Origin of the sequence: Bizionia sediminis, from assembly GCF_042684585.1 — a bacterium.
GTDB classification, from domain to species: Bacteria; Bacteroidota; Bacteroidia; order Flavobacteriales; family Flavobacteriaceae; genus Algorimicrobium; species Algorimicrobium sediminis.
Map to the genome: position 1 here is coordinate 776,486 of NZ_JBHULS010000001.1, position 17,568 is coordinate 794,053.

General features: G+C 37.2%; 18 protein-coding genes, 1 tRNA gene and 1 pseudogene. 15 read left to right on the plus strand and 5 right to left on the minus strand.

Annotated features, from left to right (window positions below):
• Positions 1–41: 41 nt before the first annotated feature.
• Together ACFSQP_RS03460 and ACFSQP_RS03465 are read left to right on the plus strand one after the other, a co-directional pair.
• Positions 42–350 (plus strand): thioredoxin family protein, encoded by a 309-nt coding sequence (locus ACFSQP_RS03460; RefSeq protein ID WP_376891796.1) that lies wholly within the window; start codon positions 42–44, stop codon positions 348–350.
• A gap of 5 nt (positions 351–355) precedes the next feature.
• Positions 356–613 (plus strand): DUF6952 family protein, encoded by a 258-nt coding sequence (locus ACFSQP_RS03465; protein WP_376891797.1) that lies wholly within the window; start codon positions 356–358, stop codon positions 611–613.
• Positions 614–835: 222 nt separating this feature from the next.
• Here the strand turns inward: ACFSQP_RS03465 and ACFSQP_RS03470 are convergent, their stop codons facing one another.
• On the minus strand, positions 836–1,357 hold the full coding sequence (locus ACFSQP_RS03470; RefSeq protein WP_376891799.1) for a fasciclin domain-containing protein: 522 nt from the start codon (positions 1,355–1,357) through the stop codon (positions 836–838).
• 151 nt (positions 1,358–1,508) lie between these two features.
• On the opposite strand from ACFSQP_RS03470, the gene tpx reads away from it, so the two are divergent.
• The 6 genes from tpx to ribB all read left to right on the plus strand — a co-directional run bounded on the left by tpx (position 1,509) and on the right by ribB (position 8,698).
• Positions 1,509–2,015 (plus strand): thiol peroxidase, encoded by a 507-nt coding sequence (gene tpx / locus ACFSQP_RS03475; RefSeq protein WP_376891801.1) that lies wholly within the window; start codon positions 1,509–1,511, stop codon positions 2,013–2,015.
• A complete protein-coding gene (locus ACFSQP_RS03480; RefSeq protein ID WP_376891803.1) occupies positions 2,008–2,397 on the plus strand; it encodes a diacylglycerol kinase family protein in 390 nt (129 codons plus the stop codon). Before tpx ends, ACFSQP_RS03480 begins: the two co-directional genes overlap by 8 nt.
• A 104-nt stretch (positions 2,398–2,501) precedes the next feature.
• Positions 2,502–4,886: a DNA translocase FtsK gene (locus ACFSQP_RS03485; RefSeq protein ID WP_376891805.1), complete on the plus strand. Its 2,385-nt coding sequence runs from the start codon at positions 2,502–2,504 to the stop codon at positions 4,884–4,886.
• A gap of 44 nt (positions 4,887–4,930) precedes the next feature.
• Positions 4,931–5,569: a LolA family protein gene (locus tag ACFSQP_RS03490; RefSeq protein ID WP_376891807.1), complete on the plus strand. Its 639-nt coding sequence runs from the start codon at positions 4,931–4,933 to the stop codon at positions 5,567–5,569.
• Positions 5,570–5,674: 105 nt separating this feature from the next.
• A complete protein-coding gene (locus tag ACFSQP_RS03495; RefSeq protein WP_376891808.1) occupies positions 5,675–7,504 on the plus strand; it encodes an LptF/LptG family permease in 1,830 nt (609 codons plus the stop codon).
• Between the two features lie 33 nt (positions 7,505–7,537).
• Positions 7,538–8,698, plus strand: a complete 1,161-nt coding sequence (gene ribB, locus ACFSQP_RS03500) for a 3,4-dihydroxy-2-butanone-4-phosphate synthase (protein ID WP_376891809.1) — start codon at positions 7,538–7,540, stop codon at positions 8,696–8,698.
• Between the two features lie 126 nt (positions 8,699–8,824).
• Here the strand turns inward: ribB and ACFSQP_RS03505 are convergent, their stop codons facing one another.
• Both ACFSQP_RS03505 and ACFSQP_RS03510 read right to left on the minus strand, forming a co-directional pair.
• Positions 8,825–10,021 carry a DegT/DnrJ/EryC1/StrS family aminotransferase gene (locus ACFSQP_RS03505; RefSeq protein ID WP_376891810.1) on the minus strand — a complete coding sequence of 399 codons (1,197 nt, stop codon included), beginning with the start codon at positions 10,019–10,021 and terminating at the stop codon, positions 8,825–8,827.
• 25 nt (positions 10,022–10,046) lie between these two features.
• Positions 10,047–10,676 (minus strand): NAD(P)H-dependent oxidoreductase, encoded by a 630-nt coding sequence (locus ACFSQP_RS03510; protein ID WP_376891812.1) that lies wholly within the window; start codon positions 10,674–10,676, stop codon positions 10,047–10,049.
• A gap of 180 nt (positions 10,677–10,856) precedes the next feature.
• Here ACFSQP_RS03510 and ACFSQP_RS03515 point away from each other — a divergent pair.
• The 6 genes and pseudogenes from ACFSQP_RS03515 (at position 10,857) to ACFSQP_RS03540 (ending at position 13,257) form a co-directional block, all read left to right on the plus strand.
• Positions 10,857–10,941: transfer RNA gene (locus tag ACFSQP_RS03515), tRNA-Ser, on the plus strand.
• Between the two features lie 260 nt (positions 10,942–11,201).
• A pseudogene (locus ACFSQP_RS03520) lies at positions 11,202–11,342 on the plus strand (ATPase); the annotation flags it as partial.
• 207 nt (positions 11,343–11,549) lie between these two features.
• The gene (locus ACFSQP_RS03525) at positions 11,550–11,789 is read left to right on the plus strand and encodes a helix-turn-helix transcriptional regulator (RefSeq protein ID WP_376891813.1); all 240 of its coding nucleotides are present in this window, start codon (positions 11,550–11,552) and stop codon (positions 11,787–11,789) included.
• Positions 11,761–12,078 (plus strand): HipA N-terminal domain-containing protein, encoded by a 318-nt coding sequence (locus ACFSQP_RS03530; RefSeq protein WP_376891815.1) that lies wholly within the window; start codon positions 11,761–11,763, stop codon positions 12,076–12,078. The genes ACFSQP_RS03525 and ACFSQP_RS03530 overlap by 29 nt, the downstream gene beginning before the upstream one ends.
• The gene (locus tag ACFSQP_RS03535) at positions 12,075–13,028 is read left to right on the plus strand and encodes a HipA domain-containing protein (protein WP_376891816.1); all 954 of its coding nucleotides are present in this window, start codon (positions 12,075–12,077) and stop codon (positions 13,026–13,028) included. The genes ACFSQP_RS03530 and ACFSQP_RS03535 overlap by 4 nt, the downstream gene beginning before the upstream one ends.
• Positions 13,029–13,071: 43 nt before the next feature.
• Positions 13,072–13,257: a hypothetical protein gene (locus tag ACFSQP_RS03540; protein ID WP_376891818.1), complete on the plus strand. Its 186-nt coding sequence runs from the start codon at positions 13,072–13,074 to the stop codon at positions 13,255–13,257.
• 185 nt (positions 13,258–13,442) lie between these two features.
• Here ACFSQP_RS03540 and ACFSQP_RS03545 read toward each other — a convergent pair whose 3' ends face one another.
• Positions 13,443–15,941 carry an ABC transporter permease gene (locus ACFSQP_RS03545; RefSeq protein WP_376892116.1) on the minus strand — a complete coding sequence of 833 codons (2,499 nt, stop codon included), beginning with the start codon at positions 15,939–15,941 and terminating at the stop codon, positions 13,443–13,445.
• A gap of 50 nt (positions 15,942–15,991) precedes the next feature.
• Complete coding sequence (locus tag ACFSQP_RS03550) at positions 15,992–16,678, minus strand: ABC transporter ATP-binding protein (protein WP_376891820.1); 687 nt, start codon at positions 16,676–16,678, stop codon at positions 15,992–15,994.
• A gap of 109 nt (positions 16,679–16,787) precedes the next feature.
• Here ACFSQP_RS03550 and ACFSQP_RS03555 point away from each other — a divergent pair, with 109 nt between their 5' ends.
• Positions 16,788–17,453 (plus strand): arylesterase, encoded by a 666-nt coding sequence (locus ACFSQP_RS03555; RefSeq protein ID WP_376891821.1) that lies wholly within the window; start codon positions 16,788–16,790, stop codon positions 17,451–17,453.
• Positions 17,454–17,568 lie beyond the last annotated feature (115 nt).

The following is a 17,568-nucleotide window of genomic DNA, read 5'->3' on the forward strand; positions in this document are numbered from 1 at the left end:
TCTGTTACAGGAGGGCTTTAATTACCTAAAAATAAACAACAATGGTACAGGAACTTAATCAAGATAACTTACAAGAAATTGTAAATACCAACGATACTGTAATCGTTCAATATTCAGCTACATGGTGCGGTAATTGCCGTATTATGAAACCTAAATTTAAAAAATTAGCTACAGAGCACGAAAACGCAACTTTTGTTATTGTGGATGCTGAAAAATTCCCTGAAAGTAGAAAACTAGCATCAGTAAACAACTTACCTACTTTTGCAACGTTTAAAAAGGGCGCATTTGTTGGCCAAGAACAAACAAACAAGTTCGATGTTTTAAAGGATTTGGTGGCTAACGTAATTTAAATACTATGAAACTTCCTGTAATTAAACATTTAACCCAGTTTATAGAAGAAAACGATGAAGATTTTGTTCTAGAAACTATAGAAACATTGGAAGCCCTTACAGAGGTGCCATCGCTAAAAGATGAAGAACTGGATGTTATTGGCGAATTAATTTCCAATATGTATGGTGCCATTGAGGTGAATACAATGATTAAAGAGGGCACGCCTAAAAAAGAAGCGTTAAATAATTTTATGAAACGTGTTTTAGGTGCTATAGATAAGTAAATTTGCTTTGAGCCAAACCAAAAAAACCTTTAAACTGGAAACGTTTAAAGGTTTTTTTTTGCCCTTTAAAAGGGCTTGTCTTTTATTTTTTGTACAACAGAATGTGATTGATACTTCTTTAGGTTTTAGTAATTGTCGTAGTATATCTGTAACGAAATCCAAAACATTAATATAAAAAAAACCACCTGTAAAAGGTGGCTTTTAAATAACATTAAAGTAGGTTTAGTTGGGCATGACTACGGTGTCTATAACATGTATCACACCATTAGAAGTTTTTAAGTCGGTTGCCGTTACTTGCGACCAGTTACCTTTTTCGTCCACTAAATAAACAGCGCCATCTTTCATTTGGGCCGTTAGTTTCCCACCAACAACCGTTTCAATTTGTGCTTTTCCGTTCGACTTTTTAATTAATGCCACAACATCGGCTGCCATAACAGATCCAGACACCACGTGGTATTTTAAAATAGTTTGAAGGGTTTCTTTGTTTTCAGGTTTCAATAAACCTTCAACAGTGCCAGCTGGCAATTTTCCAAAGGCCTCATTAGTTGGTGCAAACACTGTAAAAGGTCCTTTTCCAGATAATACAGTTACCAAATCGGCTGCCTTTACAGCGGCTACCAAGGTGCTAAAATCGGCTGATGCTGCCGCAGTTTCAACAATGTTTTTGTCCTGTGCTTGCACGTTCATAGCGATTAAAATCATAAAACTAACAGCAAGCGTTTTTACTAAATTTTTCTTTTTCATAGCAATTTTGTTTATTTTTTGTTTAACAAATATAGATTAAAGTTAAACAAATAAGATCCTTTTACCAAAACTTTAACGTTAGCCTTTTTAAAATGAACCTGATATTTCCACTTAATTTCTTACATTTAAGTTCAATTTTAAAATATAAAAAATGGCAACAGTTACATTACATGGCGATAACATAGAAACAAAAGGAAACCTTCCAAAAGTAGGAAGCAAAGCGCCTGATTTTAAACTAACAGATACCAATTTAGCAACTAAATCCTTGCAAGATTATGCAGGTCATAAAGTGGTATTAAATATTTTCCCGAGTATTGATACAGGTACTTGCGCGGCCTCGGTTAGGCAATTTAACCAAGAAGCAAGCGAACTAGATAATACCAAAGTTTTGTGTATTTCTAAAGATTTACCTTTTGCTTTAAACCGTTTTTGTGCAGCGGAAGGTTTGGACAATGTTGTATCCTTATCCGATTTTAAGGATGGTAATTTTGGCGCTAGTTACGGGGTTACCTTTACCACAGGACCTTTAGAAAGTTTATTGTCGCGCAGCGTGGTAGTGTTAAATGAAGACGGTACGGTTTTACATACCGAACAAGTACAAGAAACAGCAAACGAGCCTAATTACAAAGCCGCTTTAGAGGCCTTAATGGATGCCTAAAAAAGAGTCCTTTATTATAAACCGATTAAAAAGCATTGCTTATGCTGTTAACGGAGCGTGTATTTTAATACGTACCGAAGCTAGTTTGCAAGTGCAAATAGTTATTGGGTTTATAGTAACATTTGCGGGCTATTATTATGCCATATCGCCAACAGAATGGTTAATTCAAATTGGGGTAATTGGTATTGTAATAGCCCTTGAAGGACTTAATACTGCCATTGAAAAATTGGCAGATTTTGTGCATCCGCATCAGCACAAGGAAATTGGTGTTATAAAAGACATAGCCGCTGGTGCTGTTTTTTTATTTGCTATAATAGCCATTATTATGGGTTTAATTATTTACATTCCCAAAGTTTTTAAAATACATTTTGGTTTAGGATAAACGCTAACTATTTGTATTTTTGCCTTGGTTGTCCCAACGTGGACAACGCCCATAAATAAGGCTTTAAATAATAAATTAAATTTTTCCGTTTACGGAAAATATGTATGGCTAAAAAGAAAACAAAAGCAACCAAAACCAAGTTGTCAAAACCGCGTTTAAAACTATCAAATCAGCAAAAACTGATACTTGGTAGTTTTTTACTTATTGCTGGGGTACTGCTTTTCATTTCTTTTATTTCCTATTTTTTTACGGGCACACAAGATCAAAGCACGCTTTCCGAATTCACCAACAAAACAGTAGCATCCAAAAACTGGTTAAGTAAATTAGGTGCTTGGTTAAGTCATTTTTTCATTTACAAAGGCTTTGGCGTTGCTGCCTTTATGTTTGCAGGACTGGTGTTTTTGTCGGGTATTTTTGTAATTACCAATAGTCCGCTAGCAAAGCTACGCAAACACTGGTTTTGGGGCATATTAATTACTGTTTGGTTTGCTGTATTATTTGGTTTCTTTTCTAAAACATGGCCTTTATTAGGAGGTGTAATAGGCTATGAAATGAATGCCTATTTACAAATATATATAGGTAAAATTGGCACCATCCTCCTACTCCTTTTTGGTTTAATAACGTATTTGGCTATTCGGTTTAAACTAACCTTCGACCATATTAAAAATCTATTTTTTCGCGTAAAATCTGGTGTAGAAAGTAACATTCAAAACACCAAAACAGACACAGACGACATGGTGCCTTTGGATAATAATTTAGCCGAAGAGGCCGAAGCCATTAAAACCGCATTCGCACTAGATGTTGAAAAGCAAACAGAAAACACGAAACAATCAGAGCCACCTAAACCCGAAAAACCAACTGATACAGCGCCAAGCTTTCAGGTAGATGTGGAAACTCCAGAAATGACTATTGAGGTGGAAGAAACGCCCGAGGAACTATCTGAAACCGATAATTTAGCTAATAAGTTGGTAGCAGATTTTGGTCAGTTTGATCCAACATTAGAGCTTGGTAATTACCAATTTCCTTCTTTAGATTTATTAAAAAAATACGATTCTGAAGGCATTACCATTAATCAATCAGAATTAGAGGAAAATAAAGACAAAATTGTAGAAACCCTAAACAACTACAAAATAGGAATTACCAATATAAAAGCTACCATTGGCCCTACGGTAACCTTGTATGAAATTATTCCAGATGCGGGTGTGCGTATTTCAAAAATAAAAAATTTAGAAGACGATATTGCCTTGTCCCTATCTGCTCTTGGTATTCGTATAATAGCGCCTATTCCTGGAAAAGGTACTATTGGTATTGAGGTGCCCAATAAAAACGCTACCATAGTATCTATGCGTTCGGTTATTGCCTCGCAAAAATTTCAAAAATCAGAAATGGCTTTGCCCATTGCATTAGGTAAAACCATTAGCAATGAAACGTTTGTAGTAGATTTAGCCAAAATGCCTCACTTGCTTATGGCTGGTGCCACCGGACAAGGTAAATCTGTTGGTTTAAATGCGGTTTTAACATCCTTATTATACAAAAAGCATCCGGCTGAAGTTAAATTTGTTTTAGTCGATCCGAAAAAGGTGGAACTAACCTTATTTAATAAAATTGAACGCCATTATTTGGCAAAACTACCCGATAGCGAGGAAGCCATTATAACGGACAATACCAAGGTTATTAATACCTTAAACTCCTTGTGTATTGAAATGGATAATAGGTATGAGCTTCTAAAAAATGCGTTTTGCCGAAACATTGCAGAATACAACGCTAAATTTAAGGCCCGAAAATTAAACCCGAATGACGGCCATCAGTTTTTACCATATATTGTTTTGGTGGTCGATGAGTTTGCCGATTTAATTATGACTGCCGGAAAAGAGGTAGAAACACCTATAGCGCGTTTGGCACAGTTAGCCCGAGCTATTGGTATTCACCTAATAGTGGCCACGCAACGGCCATCGGTAAATGTCATTACCGGTATTATTAAGGCAAACTTTCCTGCGCGTATTGCATTCCGGGTAACCAGTAAAATAGATTCTAGAACCATTTTAGACGGTGCTGGAGCCGACCAACTTATTGGTAGAGGCGACATGCTATTTACCCAAGGAAACGAAATGATTAGGTTACAATGTGCCTTTGTAGATACTCCAGAGGTTGAAAAAATAACCGACTTTATTGGGTCGCAAAAAGCCTATCCAGATGCACACCTGCTTCCCGAGTATGTGGGCGAAGAAAGTGGCACAAGTATTGATGTGGATATTAGCGACAGAGATGCGTTGTTTAGAGATGCCGCAGAAATTATTGTAACCGCGCAACAGGGCTCGGCATCCTTATTGCAGCGTAAGCTTAAATTAGGTTATAACAGAGCCGGCCGACTTATAGACCAGCTAGAGGCAGCAGGTATTGTTGGTGGTTTTGAAGGCAGTAAAGCACGGCAAGTGCTGGTGCCCGATTTAACTGCCTTAAACCAATTATTAGATAACGAAAACACATAATATAACACGCTTTTTTAAAACCGTTTAAACTAACAACACACAGAATGAAAAAATTATTGGTATTATTTTTAGTGCTCACTACTTCCTTCTCATTTGCGCAAGATAAAGAGGCAAAAGAATTGTTGAACAAAGTGTCTAAAAAAGTAAAGAGTTACAACAATATTTCAATCGATTTTAAATACGCTTTACACAACGAAAAAGAAAACATTCGTCAGGAAACTCGTGGCGATGTGGTCATTGAAGGCGATAAATATCGTTTAAATATTTTGGGAATTACCCGAATTTTTGATGGCAAAACTTTATATAGCATTAGTCCAGACGATGAAGAAGTCACCATTTCATCCAACAATACCGAAGACGAAAACAGCATTACACCTAGCAAAATGCTATCGTTTTACGAAGACGGCTACACCTATAAAATGGATATCATGCAGAATGTGCAAGGGCGGAAAATTCAGTACGTTAAGTTAACCCCAATCGATTCAAATTCAGAAATTAAAAATATTCTTCTTGGTATTGATGCCCAAACGTTTCATATTTATAACCTAATAGAAACCGGGAAAAACAGTACAAAAACAACCTTAACCGTTAATTCTTTTAAAACTAACGAACCGCTTTCAAAAACCTTATTTACCTTTGACGCCAATAAATACAAGGATCATTACATTAATAAGCTAGATTAATGCTGCTAAAAACCCCCTGTAACAACCTAAATACAACGTTTGTATTCAGAACTTTTAAATTTTAGGTAGTTTTAATGTGTACAATGATTAGGAAAATTTAAAGGTGTGAAAATACTAGACCGTTACATACTTACCACGTACTTAAAAACCTTTTTTAGTGTCTTTATTATACTCATGCTCATTTTTGTGTTGCAAACCATTTGGTTGTACATAAAAGAATTGGCAGGCAAGGATTTAGACCTCATTGTTATTTTAAAATTTCTATTCTATTTCACACCAAAATTAATGCCTTTGGTGCTGCCTTTAACTATTTTATTGGCCTCCATAATGGTATTTGGCAGCTTTGCAGAAAATTACGAATTTGCTGCTATGAAGTCTACCGGAACCTCGCTGCAACGAGCCATGAGAGGTTTAAGTATTTTTATTGTTGGCTTGGGTATAATAACCTTTTTCTTTGCTAACAATGTTATTCCATGGGCAGAATTTAACTCGCATAACCTTCGAAAAAACATAGCCACCTTAAAACCAGCCATGGTTATTGCCGAAGGGCAGTTTAATGATGTAATGGATTACACCATTAAAGTGAACAAAAAATCTGGTAAAAATGGGCGCTATTTGGAAGGTGTTGTTATGCACAAAAAAAACAGTGCTAACAGAAGCAATACCACTACCATTGTTGCCAAAACGGGAGAGTTAATAGGCGAAGAAGATTCCGATTTGTTACAATTTATTTTATACGATGGTTACTTTTACGACGATACCCCACCTAAAGATCGCAACGATAGAAACAGGCACCCTATGGTTACCAGTTATTTTCAGAAGTACACCATAAATATCGATTTATCGCAGTTAAACAGTAGCGATTTAGACGAAAAAAATGTATCGGATAAATACAATATGCTTAATATAGCCGATTTACGTTACACTATCGATTCGTTGGACCTGGCCTTAAAAAACGATTATTCAGATTTTGCCACCAGCTTGTACAACCGGTCCAACTTACCAGCTCTAAACACCGGTATAACTGTTAAAAAAAGCATCGACTCTACCTTTAACGGGGATGTATTAGATTTATACGACGACCGAAAAAAAATTCAGATGCTGGATCAGGCTTTAAACTCCTTAAAAAGCACCAACCAGATAATAGCTGTAAGAAGTCAGTATTTTAAAGAACGAAGCATTTGGTTAAACAGGCACATTATAGCACTGCACGAAAAATTAGCTTTAGGCTTTGCGTGTATTATTTTATTTTTTGTTGGAGCGCCGCTGGGAGCCTTAATTAGAAAAGGCGGTCTTGGTTTGCCTATGGTAATTGCAATATTTTTGTTTTTAACCTATCATTTCATTGGTATTTTTGCCAAAAATAGTGCTAAAGACGGTAGTTTAAATCCCGTATTTGCAGCTTGGTTTTCTACCCTAATCATGTTGCCTTTAGGCTACTATTTAACCAAACGAGCCACAGCAGACCGTGGTTTATTTGAATTTGACCACATAACTGAGCCGCTAAAAAAATTATTCAAATTAGATAAAAAAACCAATCAAACAAATCAGGAAGCTCCTAAAAGTCTAAACCTAGATGCCAGTACACAAGCAACCGTAACCAAAACGCTTCAAGATTATAAAATTCATGCCAATATTGCGTATATCTGTTATGTGGTAGCGGTAGTATTGTTTGTATTATATTTTATACTAAAAAACAACAAGTTAGCAGAAGTTGCCACTATTGGTTTGCAAATTAGCGGCATAGCTGCAGTCGTTTACACGGTGTATTTTGCTTTAACGGTAAAAAACAGTTGGAAATTAAACAAGCTAGTAACCACATTTAGACCCTCTAGAAATCCTTTGGTGTTAACGTTAGGTTTTATTTTTTATCCGCTAAAACACCTCATAATTAAAAGTAAAATAAATAAAGTCTTTTCATTTCCTTTAAAATAAGCAATATCTTTGCACCTCAATTAAAACAGCGTTATGTCTACAGCCACAAACACTAAAAACAACAATAAAACATTTCAGTTAGATTCTATAGAAGATGCTATTAACGACATCCGAAATGGCAAGGTTATAATTGTTGTGGACGACGAAAACCGAGAAAATGAAGGCGATTTTCTTGCGGCTGCCGAAAAGGTAACCCCAGAAATGGTAAATTTTATGGCTATGCATGGCCGTGGTTTAATTTGTACACCTTTAACCGAAAAGCGTTGTAAAGCTTTGGAGTTAAATATGATGGTTCATAACAACACCGACCCCATGGAAACGGCCTTTACTATTTCTGTAGATTTACGTGGGCATGGTGTTACCACTGGGATATCAGCTGCAGATCGTGCAAAAACAATTCAGGCGTTGGTAGATGATTCTATTAAACCATTTGAGCTAGCCAGACCAGGACATATTTTCCCATTAGTAGCTAAAGAAGGTGGTGTGTTGCGCCGCACGGGACATACCGAAGCAGCCATAGATTTTGCCCGACTAGCCGGCTTAAAACCAGCTGGTGTTATTGTTGAAATTATGAACGAAGACGGCACTATGGCGCGTTTACCACAGCTTATGGAAGTGGCTAAAAAATTCGATTTAAAAATTGTTTCTATTGAAGATTTGGTAGCCTACCGTATGCAACACGATTCGTTAATTGAAAAAATTGAAGACTTCGATTTAGAAACCCGTTTTGGCGCTTTCCGCTTACGTGCTTACAACCAAACTACCAATAACCAAGTGCATATCGCCTTAACAAAGGGAAGCTGGACTAAAAATGAAGCTGTTCTTACGCGTGTAAATGCCACTCTTGTAAACCATGACATTTTAGGCACTTTAACCAATAACGCCGATCAGAAATTAGACGATATGTTTAAGGTTATTAACCAAGCAGGTAAAGGCGCTGTTATTTTTATTAATCAGCAGTCGGCTTCCATGAACCTTCTAAAGCGCTTAAATGTCCTTAAAAATTCGCAGGAAGCAGGAGTTGTTGTTAAAGCACCACGCATAGAGATGGATTCCAAGGATTTTGGTATTGGTGCCCAAATTCTTCACGACTTAAACATTCATAAACTACGCCTTATTTCCAACAGTCAGTTAACCAAGCGTGTTGGCATGATTGGTTACGGATTGGAAATTGTGGAACACGTTCCTTATTAACAAATAAAACTTCTATAACTTGGGTTGGTAATTTTTTGCTTTGTCAACTTATAGGTTATACTACATAAAAAATAGCTTTCTGTTATTATACACAGAAAGCCATTTTTATTTGCCTAAAGTTTAGGTTTATTTTAGGGCTTCCAAAATGGCAGTCTTCATTTTATGAGCACGTTCTAGCACCATATCCTCTGTCCATGAAAGTTTTATTAAGCACGAAATATTTCGGCCTATAAATAAGTCAGATTGCTCAAAAGATTTCGTTTGTAAATAGGCCAATCCAGCTTTCACCTCGGGCGAAACAGGATAAAGTGTTTTTAAGTTTTTTAAATGATCCCATTTACGGATATAATGCCAATTGTTGTCGAAATAATGAAAACACGCATCCACACCTGCCGTTTTAAATCCTGCCATTGTTTTCCTAGCTGTTTCTAAATCTGGTAAAAAGAAATTTAAAAATCCATAACTCTCCTCGCCACCTTCAGGAACTGTTCGGAAGCGCAGCTCTGGTATGGAAGCCAGAATATTTTTAATAAGCTGATAGTGTTTTTTCTGAATGGCCACAAAATCGTACAAGCGTCTGGCTTGCGCCAAGCCCACGGCTGCTTGTAATTCCGAAATCCGGAAATTATAACCTAAATATGGGTGTGCTTCGGCTCCCCTATCCATGCCAATGTGGTCGTGACCATGATCTGTATATTCATGAGCATGCTTGTAATAATTGGTGTTGTTTGTTACTACTACACCACCTTCGCCGCAAGTAATGGTTTTTACAAAATCGAATGAAAAGCAACCTAAATCACCAATACTACCCAAGGGTTTGCCTTTATAAAAACCGCCTATAGCTTGGCAGGCATCTTCAATTAACAATAAATTATGCTTGCTGCAAATGGCTTGTAAAGCGGATAAATTGGCCATGCTTCCACACATATGAACAGGCATAATAGCTTTTGTTTTTGGCGTAATGGCCGCCTCTACTGCTTGCGGATCTAACGTTAAGCTGCTATCTATATCCACTAAAACAGGAATGGCGCCTAGCATCATAATGGCTTCAAAACTGGCCACAAAGGTAAACGTAGGCATTATAACCTCGTCTCCTGCCCCAACACCAGCTACAGCCATTGCAACCGATACCGCTGCCGTACCGCTGGAAACCAGGTGCGCGTGTTTTACTTGTAATTTAGTTTGCAGTGTGTGCTCTAGGTCTTTGGCCTTCCAGTGGCCTTCGCGCATAGCATCAAAGCCATAACGCATTAAAACACCGCTATCTAAAACATCTTGCACTTCCTTACGTTCAGCATCGCCAAACAGTTCAAATCCTGGCATAACAATAATTTTTTAAATTTTAAAGTTACAATTCTATTATACTCTCTGCAATGGGTTTTCTAACTTTCTTAAAATCGGCAAACATATCGTTATCAGCGCGGTAGCCAATAGGAAGTAATAAAACCGATTTTAAACCCTGCGACTGTAAGTCTAATAGCGCATCTGCTTCCTCTGGTTTAAACCCTTCCATGGGGCAGGCATCTATTCCTTCTACCGCACAAACTGTTAACAAATTACCCATGGCCAAATATGCTTGTTTTACTGCCCAAGCTTCAACAGCTTCTTGATTTTTAGATTCAAAATCGGCTATCAAAAAATCCTGAAACGGTTGTAAAATAGTTTTTGGTGTTTGCCTAATATGGTGCACGCGCTGAAAATAGTTAGCTACAAATGCCTTATCAATATTGGTTTGAATACACAATACTAAAATATGCGAAGCTTGCCCTATTTGTTTTTGGTTCATACCAATGGGAACCAACTGCTGTTTCAGGGCTTTACTAGACACAATTACCAATTTTATAGGTTGTAAGCCGTAGGATGTAGCGGTTAAATTAAAGGCTTGTTTTATAATATCTAGTTTTTCGGCCGATACTTTTTTTGAAGTATCAAAAGCTTTTGTGGCATAGCGCCATTGTAACGGTCCAATAATACTCATATCCTTTTTATTATTTATGCAAAAATAAGATTTGAAACGCTATCCAACTAACAGAAGCTAAATTTATTACCGAAGCAGCGAAAATAGTTTTTAAAATTTTCAGATTTTTTCTTTGAAAGAATGAAAAAAGGTTGCTATATTTGCACCCGCATTGGGGTAATAACCCACAGCGATACACTGGGAGAAATGGCAGAGTGGTCGAATGCGGCAGTCTTGAAAACTGTTGAGGGTCACACCTCCGGGGGTTCGAATCCCTCTTTCTCCGCTTTACTAAAGCCGTAAACGTCGTTTTGACTTTTACGGCTTTTTTGTTTTTTATTAGTGCACACAAAATGCATACAGCGTAAAATGACGCTTGTTTTTTTAAGTTTTTTCTTACTTTTTAAACAAACTGGATCCAAAAAAAAACTACCAACAATTCGCGCAAAAACCCCATCACAGCAACAATAAAAATTATTCAGTACCGCTCTAACTGGCATTGCAAGGCGTTCATAACTAGAGTTCTGAAATGTAAACAATCGCATTAAAAAAGTCAAGACCCATCTCACCACTAACCTATCTGCATCAGAACTAGAACATCATTATGGCAATCGAGTTAGAAGCAGATTAAGAGAATCTTTCAATCTAATAGCCTTTAATAATAATTCAAAAGACAAACGAAAGTAATAGGATCGTATTTTTAAGACATAATTAATGTGGTGTTCATTATTCTTTGATGTTCATTGTCAATGAACACGTTAAACTAGTGAACAAATAATTCCTTACATAACTACACCCTTAAAGGTATAAATACAATACAATTACAAAATTTACACCCTATAAGGTATAATTATAAAATATTTTACTAAATTGTACCCATAAAGGTATAATACAATGGAATGGGATAGAGAAAACACCATAGCCCAATTTGTAAGGGATAGACGTAAAAAAGCAAATCTAACACAAGTAGCGTTATCAGACTTTACAGGTGTAGGCTTGCGTTTTATACGCGAACTCGAACAAGGAAAACCAAATCTAATGACCGATAAAGTAAATCAGGTATTATTATTTTTTGGACACACACTAACACCAACACCTATAAGCGATGAGACAAGGAGAAATTTGGGTAAATAAAACCTTGGCTGGTATATTAACCGAGGACGATAATGGCTATCATTTCAAGTATGAAAAAGCATACCTAGAAAATGAAAGCGCATTAGCAGTGAGTTTAACGTTACCATTACAAGAAGAATCGTTTAGTGCCGAATACCTATTCCCGTTCTTCGATGGGTTAATCCCAGAAGGCTGGTTATTAGACATTGCACATAAAAATTGGAAAATAAATCCAAGAGACCGCATGGGCTTATTATTAACCACATGTAGAGATTGTATTGGCAATATTAGCATTATAGAGAACGTATGAACTACTGTTTAGCATGTCACAAAAAACTAGAAGGTGGTAACATAAACTACCATCAAAACTGCCTAACAGCATTTTGGCAAGAAGACACGCCTGTACTACAATTAGAGTATGAGATGTCTCAAATCGAAGCGTTGGCAAAAGAAAACGTAGCACAACGCATCATCGTTACTGGTGTACAACCAAAATTATCATTAGGTTTCACTCAAGAAAATGCTCAAAATCGCTTAACCATTGTAGGTGCATTACATGGTAGGTACATTTTAAAACCACCATTCCATCTGTATCCACAGATGCCAGAAATTGAAGCACTATCTATGTTATTTGCACAAACTTGTGGCATAGCTACAGTACCCTTTTTATTAATCCCATTAAAAGATGGTGCTTTAGCTTATTTAACCAAGCGTATAGATCGAACTGCCAATAACGAAAAATACCCCATGGAAGATGCCTGCCAATTCACAGAGCGACTCACAGAGCATAAATATCGTGGATCTTATGAACAAATTGCAAAAGGCATAATAACCTATGCTCAAAACCCATTACTGGATGCCGTAAAATTTTATGAGCAAGTTATTGTTTCTTTCCTTATTGGAAATAACGATATGCATTTAAAAAACTTTTCACTCATTGCAAAAGACCTTAAACACTATGCATTGGCACCAGCCTATGATATGGTAGCGGTTAAATTATTGGTTCCGGAAGATGAAGAAGAATTAGCGCTTAACCTCAACGGAAAAAAGCGAAAAATTAAACGTCTAGATTTTAACGAAGCCATGGCCAAAGCACAAATCCCTGCTAAAGCTATTGAAAACCTATGGAATCGTATAGAAAAAGGCATGCAGCAATGGCAAGAATTAATTGCCTGTAGCTTTTTAAGTGAGGAAAATAAAAGTATTCTAATAGCATTAATAGCTGATAGAGCGAAACAATTAGAATTGAATGCTAAATAAAATTATAATATATAGATACACATGTCTTTAAGATTAGCTTGGCATGATGACGGTTGGAATGGTCATGTATGTAAAAACCCAAAAGCAAACACACATGGGGTTTTATTACTTAAAACACGCTATCGCAGCAAAAGTCCTATCAACGGATTGCTACAATCCTATACTTGTAGCAACATCTACACGACGCACTAGCTATGAGTTTATTTCAGGCTTAAGTAAAACGAAATAAGAAACATTCAAAATAGTTTTCTAGATTTTAGTTTAAAAAACTTTTCGCCGCAACATTGGTAAAAATGGTTTGATATTCTAGCGTTTTTTGGTATCCCAACGTTGGGCTTTGTTTAACGTGTACCCTATTATTTAGCGGTTTTTTATTTCCAGATTTTAGCTTTTTCACCTTATATACTGCATACATCAGTTACCGTCTCGGCGAAGCACCTCTAAAGGCGAGCTTTGCAACACCGATTGTATGTTACTCAAGCCTATTGCCACCACCAATATGGTTATACCAGGCAAAAACACAACAAAGGGAATGACAGACGGCATAAAAGGTTCTTTAAACGCAAAAATGGCCAAAAAGAAACTGCTTATTAAAGCCAGTAAAATGCCTACCAAACTACCTAGCAACCCTAAAAACATGTATTCGAAGGCCGAAATTTGCAAAATTTGCTTGTTTTTAGCTCCCAAAGTTCGCAGCAAAACACTTTCCTTTATACGTTGGTATTTACTCGTTCTTACCGAACCAATAAGCACAATAATACCCGTAAGTATGCTAAAAAATGCCATAAAATTAATAACCCACGATACCTTATTTAATATATCCTCCACAACGGTAAAAATTTGACGGATATCAATAATGGACACATTGGGGTATTTGGCAACCAAATCTTGCTGTAAATTGGCTGCAATAGTATTGTTGGCTACGCGTGTGGTAAGGACGCTAAATTGCGGGGCTTGCTCCAAAACACCTGCCGGAAACACCACCATAAAATTTAGCTGTACTTGCGTCCAGTCCACTTTCCGAATACTACTTACTTCCGTTTCTAACAACACGCCTTGAACGTTAAAGGTTACCAAATCGCCTATATCTAAATTTGCATCAGAGGCTAAATTTTCTGATATAGAAATAGGAATTAAGCCCGTGGAATTCGCTTGTCCTATCCAGTTACCTTTTACAATACGCTCGGTGTCTGAAAGCGTATCTCTGTAAGTCGTTCTAAATTCATGATTTAAAATCCAACGGCGCACTTGGCGCGTACTGTCCTGACGTATGGTATTGACTAATTTATTTTTTAAGCTATGCATGCGCATGGTAACCAAGGCTATGTTATTTAGAACCGGTAAGCCTTTTTCTGCAATGCTTTGTTGCACCGCTTCTCGCTGATCTGGCTGAACATCTAAAATAATAATGTTGGCATTGGCGCTACTTTGGGTAACATCTGTTTTGACCAACAAAATATCTTTTGTAAAATACAAGGTACTTATTAAAAACGTTCCTAAACCAATGGCTACCACTAATACAACGGTTTGATTATTTGGCCGGAATAAATTAAGCAAGCTTTGGCGAGCTGTAAAATGCCAGTGTTTGGGAAAAAACCGTTTAATTAAATTTATAAATCCGATGGCTACCCCCGCCAATAACGCAAAGGTTAAAAGCGTTGCCAATACAAATATAATAGCGTAAAGTGCGTTATTAAGAAGCCATAACGTAAATAGAAATAAACATATTAAAATGATCCCGAAAACAAAGTAGCGAACACTCCGGGGTTCTTGCGCGCCTTGTTCGTCTACCCGTAAAACATCTAAAGGCGAAACATACCAGGTTCTTAAAAGTGGTAATAAGGCAAATAAAACCGACATAAACACGCCTAATACCACACCTATAAATACAGGCTGAAATGAAATAGAAATTTCTAGGGTAAAAGGAAGAAACTCTTTCAAAAAGTACGGAAACAGCGCCTGTAGCCCCACTCCTATTACCGAGCCTATAACGCCTCCAAGAAAACCAATTCCCCCTATTTGAATTAAAAATATAATAAAACTTTGTAAGCGCGAAGCACCCATACACTTTAAAACTGCAATGGCTTTTAGCTTTTCTTTTACATAAATATGAACCGAACTAGCAATACCAATACAACCTAATAGCAAGGCAATAAAAGCCGCTAAATTTAAAAATTTCCCGACATTATCAAATCTGTTGCCTATGCGGGCTGTGGTACTTGTATGAGTATCTAAATCGGCATTTTCCATATCCAGTCTTTGCGATACGGACTGCTCCAAACGTTTTAAATTAAGGGTATCCGAAGCTTTATAGAAATATTGAAATTCTTTTCTACTACCAAATTGCAATAAATTAGTGGCTGCCACAAAGCGATAAGGCATAACTACCGGTGGCGCTACCGAACTTGAAATAGCATTATTACCTGGTATTGCGCTTAAAGCACCTGCTATTGGGAGGGTAATATTTCCAATTTTAATTGAGTCGCCTGCCTGTAAATTAAATTGTAACATTAAGGTGGCATCTACCAAAACACCACCATCGGATTGATAGCTTGTTGCTGCTGTAACGGGCTTGGTGGTTAATTCGCCATAAAATGGAAAGGGACCTTCAATGCCGCGTACACGCACCAATTTTGTGCCATTATTTTTTGGAAAAGAAACCATAGATGCAAAGCGTACCTCGTAGGCATTAGGTTGTAACGAATCGATTATAGCTTTTGCACGTTCGGTTGGTTCTTGTCGGGTTTCAATTATAAAATCGGCTCCCATTAAGGTTTTAGATTGGGCCTGAATATTATCCTTTAAATTGGTGCTAAACAACTGTATAGACACCACGGCAGCAATACCCAAAATAATGGAAGCCATAAACAGCAATAGGCGCACCCGACTAGCTTTGGCGTCGCGCCAAGCCATTTTTACTAACCACAAAAATTCTAATTTATTGGCGTTGGAAGATGTTTTCACTAGACAGAGGTAGGTTGATTGGTTACTATTTTACCGCCTTTTAATTGCAGTATTTGTTGGGTTCTATGGGCCAGATCTAAATCGTGTGTAATAATAACTAAAGTGGTGCCATTTTCTTTGTTTAAATCTAATAATAGCTGAATGACTTTTTCGCCAGTTTCGGCATCTAAATTACCTGTGGGTTCATCGGCAAACAAAATAGCCGGCGCGTTGGCAAAGGCACGGGCTAACGCAACACGCTGCTGCTCGCCTCCAGATAATTGCGAAGGATAATGATGCAGCCTGTCTGCCAAACCAACTTTTTCTAAAAGTGTTTTGCTTGTTGCCGTTGCTTTTTTAGAGCCTTGCAATTCCAATGGCACGCTTACATTTTCCAAGGCTGTGAGCGTTGGTAATAATTGAAAGTTTTGAAAGATAAAGCCAACCTCTTTATTTCGTAATTGCGCGCGCTCATCTTCGTTTAACAGACTTAAATCTTGTCCGCATAATTCTACCACGCCTTTGTTGGGCGTATCCAAACCAGCACAAAGCCCCAGCAAAGTGGTTTTACCACTGCCCGAAGGTCCCACAATGGAAAATGTTTGTCCTGTTTTTACTTCAAACGAAATATCTTGTAAAACCGTTAATTGTTTGTTACCGCTGCTATAAGTTTTTTCTAGCCCGGTAATCTTTAATATCTTTGACATATAATGTTTAATTTACAGCGTCCTTATGTTCACCGCCGAAAATAATCAATTGCCTTTAAACCTGCCAATTTACCGAAAGCTGAAACTCATAAAGTTTTGTTATTTTCTTATGGCAGTTACCTTATTTGCCTGTGCTGATACCAAAACACAGCAAACCGATACACGGCCCGAGAATCAAAATACAACATCTACAAATGTCTTAAATGAAGCGGCTAACAGCAAAACGATTTTATGTTTTGGCGATAGTATTACGGCTGGTTACGGACTAGACGACACAGACGATGCTTTTCCGGGCGTGCTTCAAAAAAAAATAGATAGTTTACAGTTAGATTATACGGTTGTAAATTCGGGCGTTAGTGGCGAAACAACCGCTGGAGGAAAAAGTCGTATTAATTGGGTTATTTCGCAGGCGCCAGATATCTTTTTATTAGAGCTTGGTGCCAACGACGGCTTACGAGGTGTGCCATTAACCGAAACAAAAGCCAATTTACAAAGCATTATAGATGTGGTTCGCGAAAAAAGTCCGAAAACACAAATAATTTTAGCTGGTATGGAGTTGCCACCTAATATGGGCAAGGCCTATACAACCGAATTTAGGCGGCTGTATGCCGATTTGGCTACAAGCAACAACTTGTTATTTATTCCATTTATTTTAAAGGACGTTGGCGGTATTGCCAAGCTAAACCTAGCCGATGGAATTCATCCTAATAAAGCTGGTCATAAAATTCTGGCGCAAACCGTTTGGGAGGTTCTTGAACCGCTATTAAAAGCATAAACCTATTTAAAATGCATCATTTTAACGCTTCTTGTACGCATTCAACACTAAAAATTTGTTTGTTAACCCCTTATGTTCAAAATAAAACCTACCTTATATAAAAACCTTCTAAAGT